The organism is Treponema sp. JC4, from assembly GCF_000260795.1.
In the GTDB taxonomy this organism is placed as follows: Bacteria; Spirochaetota; Spirochaetia; order Treponematales; family Treponemataceae; genus Treponema_D.
The window spans coordinates 1-3548 of sequence record NZ_AJGU01000080.1 but is presented as its reverse complement, the minus strand read 5'-3'; the positions used below and the strand labels follow the sequence as shown (position 1 = coordinate 3548).

Sequence of the window (3548 nt, the reverse complement as noted above, 5' to 3'; positions counted from 1 at the left end):
AAAAATAAAGAACTAATAAACGTTATATCTGGAATGAAGATAAAAAGAAATTTCTTTACCTAATATAGAAACCAGCGGTTTTTTTATACTCAAAATAGATATGTACCAAGTTCTAGAACTTATTGGAGAAGGTGCTAACGGTGTCGTTATAAAAGCTCTTAATAAGAGTCTTGATAGAATTGAAGCAATAAAAATATGGTTGCCAAATAGAAATAAAAAGAATAAAAAAGTTGATTTTTATCAATATTTAGCTGAAGTAAGAAAAATCGCTAATTTACAAAATGATAATATTGTAACAGTATATAATGCATGGGAACAAGATGGTTATTATTTAGCAGCCACAGAATTTGTTGATGGAAAAAAATTAAAGGATTGGTTAGAAACGCCTTTTTTGGCAGACGATATAAAACGAAAAAAAGTATGTCAACAATTACTTGAAACTGTTCTATATTACCAGACTAAAGGTATAATACATGGAGATATCCATTCTGGAAATATACTGATTGATAATAGGAATCAAGTTCATATAATTGATTTTGGAACAAGTTATTTTAACAAAAATAAAAATGGACGTCAGTCTATTGATCGTGAAATAAACTTGTTATATGAAGATGTAAAATTAATTCTAGGCAATAGTTTTAAAGATGAATTTTTAATTATAAAGTTTAATGATAAACGAAAAATATTAACAGATTCTTTAGAACCAATTCTTTTTACAAAAACTTTACTACAATATCAAAAGATTATTTCACTCAAAGAAGAAGCCGGAATAATTATTGATACTGATGTTTTGGATGAATATTGTTCATATATATCTGATGGTTATTATTTTAATTATATTAAGATTATAACTGATCTTAGTTTATGGTCTTCACTAATAAATGCTACAACTCTTTCCATCAGATTTATAGAAGGACAAATCCATAACAAAATATTTTTAGACGACTGGCCCGTACCCTATCATAAGTATGAACTATTTCCCGGAAAACGATTTTATATTAATGAGTTGGAAGCAGTTTCTGCATATGTTTATTTTGAATTAACTAAGAATCATTTTACAAAAGATAATTATAAAAAGACAAAAGATTATTTCTTCAAACAGTACATTGGAGTTTTGGACGAAGATAGTTTTTATAATTTATGGAATACATTAAAGAATTTTGAAAAGGCAACTTTATTTGATGTAATAAAAGCAAAATCCAATGAATTAAAAAATGATTCAGCATTAATTAGCAATTTTTTAGAAAAAATAAGAGGTGTATTAAGCACTTTACTTCCGATTATTTTAAATAACAACCAATTGGCTTTTTATCAATTGTTATGGATCCATATTACTGAAGTAAGACTAAATAAAGAATTACATGATAAAATTATGAAAGAAATAGCTGTCGATGATTTTTTTTAGAGTTTGTGTTTTGCAATAGTTTTTCCATAAATTGTCAATGCCAGAAATTAATTTTCTAGCATTGACAATAAACGTAATAATATGAATTCTCAATGTAAGAATTCAATATAGCTTTTTAAAAGCTCCATAAATAAACGGACTTCCACCTGTGTAACATAAACAAAGAAGAAGATCTATTAATACGAAAAATAATGTCAGCTGAGAAATCTTCTTCAAATCCAATATTGGATAAAAAGCCTCTCCATTATGAAACATTGTTACAATAATGGCTGAAATAAAAAATACAATAATACAATGTTAGAGCTCGCCGATTTCAGCCACACTCTCCTGTGGCTAATTCAGGCGAGCTCTAATAGAAGGGTATTTTACTGGTGTCAATCGGCAAGTTTTTTTTCCGAAATTTTTAAAGAATTTGCCGTAAAATTCTCAGTGAGTTTTGGTTAAAAAGTCTCTGAGTTTTTTAAAATTATTTCACTTCTCTTAAACTTCGAATTAAAATTTTTATAAGTAGGTATGAAATATAAAAATTATCTGCATTACATCCTAATACAATGGAATCATAAATTTTTTTTAAAAGAGAACATGACGGTAAAAAACGGATAGATACAAGACTTATAATAATTATTATTCCCAATAGAAACGAAACTTTATAATAAACAGATAATGTTTGTAATTGAGTTTGCTTTCTGTCTGTGTTTGTATCAATTTCATTTCTTAATTTCTTTGTAAAATCTTGGCCGATAAGAGTAGAGATACTTGTCAATGTAAAACCAAGCATAATAGACACGACTGTTAATAAATCGCTCGTTAATTGCTCATCAATATGTATTTTGAAGATATATGTAAGTAAAACAACAATGAGAAATATAATTATTGAAATGATTTTGTGCCATTTATGCATTTATGATTCCTAACTGCTTTATCAGTTCCCGCTTTATTTCGAAATCTTGATACATCCCTTTTTCGTCATGATCAGCTCTAATTTTGATAGAACTTGTAAATGTATCCATATTGAAAACACCGTCTAATCCGGTATCATCTCTGCCAACGCAAATAAAACTATCTATTTCACCTCCTAACCGTTTTTGATTAATTTCTTGAAGTTTTCCGATAGCTCTTTCTGTAAGAGAGACATATCCAAAATCTACATCAATTTTGTATTGTCCTGGAATTCCCAGACCAAAAGCCTCTGTTACGCCTTGAAAAAGATTATTTGCTTGCGTGAAAAGATTATTCTTTGCAACCAAACGGATAGATTTTATACTTTTGAAAGACTTTAATACTTCATTAAAATATTTCAAAAGTTTTTTTATTGTAATAGTTCCTTCGCCAACGGCTTTCGTAAAGAAATTTGATAAAATACCAATACTTTTTAGGGTTGATACATATAAGGCTTTTTGAGCATAATCATATAAAGCAAAATATTGATGTCGTAATTCCACTTGTGTAATTTGTCTTGGATTCGCAGTTTTTTCATTCGTTTCAACATCAATAACTGTATCATCATATGGAAGAGAATTTCCTGATTTTAAATATATCCACATACAATGATTAGTTTCATCAGTGCTTACATATATTTCATGTGGACTATTTCTATACTTGAATATATGCTTATCCAAATTTTTTGAATAAGAAATAATTTTCTCACAATCATTTTTTGAAAGCTGCTCTTCCTCTTTGTATAGCAAACATCTATGAAAAGTTAAATCTGACATAGTCACCCTCTGTATTCTGTATTACAGATTTTGGCTTCAAAATCTTGTAAATTCATTTCTCTACGTTTGATTTTATCCGCAATGATCAAGGCTGTAACAATAGGCATAGCAGTTCCACACACACTTTTGTTTCAAGATAAATCTTGTTTATTTTATCTGCCATATCCCCCTTAAAACTTCCTGTCACAAACATAAAATAATATTTTTTTTAAGATAATCGGGGAATTCAAGCCACCACTTTGTAGAGTTGATTTTTTCATCCCGTTTCTGATTATTGCTGATATACAGTTTCATTTCATCCTGTTGAGCAATCGGCAAATTATAACCACCCGAATACGCTTTCATTTGATTTGATAATGGCATTTTTTAATTGAACTTATTTTTGGCGATTTCCGCTGGACTTAGGTGTAGTTGAAATCGGTGAATTC

Annotated in this window: 3 protein-coding genes; 1 reads left to right on the top strand and 2 read right to left on the bottom strand. The window is 28.5% G+C overall.

The annotated features are described in order from the left end of the window. Positions 1-100: 100 nt before the first annotated feature. Positions 101-1405, top strand: a complete 1305-nt coding sequence (locus MSI_RS13145; RefSeq protein WP_009107997.1) for a protein kinase — start codon at positions 101-103, stop codon at positions 1403-1405. An 893-nt stretch (positions 1406-2298) separates the two neighbouring features. On the opposite strand, the gene MSI_RS13135 is transcribed toward MSI_RS13145, so the two are convergent. Together MSI_RS13135 and MSI_RS15225 are read right to left on the bottom strand one after the other, a co-directional pair. Beyond that, positions 2299-3120 (bottom strand): hypothetical protein, encoded by an 822-nt coding sequence (locus MSI_RS13135; protein ID WP_009107993.1) that lies wholly within the window; start codon positions 3118-3120, stop codon positions 2299-2301. Between the two features lie 183 nt (positions 3121-3303). Beyond that, positions 3304-3465 carry a restriction endonuclease FokI C-terminal domain-containing protein gene (locus tag MSI_RS15225; protein ID WP_009107991.1) on the bottom strand — a complete coding sequence of 54 codons (162 nt, stop codon included), beginning with the start codon at positions 3463-3465 and terminating at the stop codon, positions 3304-3306. Between the last annotated feature and the right edge of the window lie 83 nt (positions 3466-3548).

What these genes read in the sequence shown, in the direction of transcription:
- MSI_RS13135 (WP_009107993.1), bottom strand. Translation starts at nt 3,120, where the DNA reads ATGTCAGATTTAACTTTTCATAGATGTTTGCTATACAAAGAGGAAGAG.
- MSI_RS15225 (WP_009107991.1), bottom strand. Translation starts at nt 3,465, where the DNA reads ATGAAAGCGTATTCGGGTGGTTATAATTTGCCGATTGCTCAACAGGAT.
- MSI_RS13145 (WP_009107997.1), top strand. Translation starts at nt 101, where the DNA reads ATGTACCAAGTTCTAGAACTTATTGGAGAAGGTGCTAACGGTGTCGTT.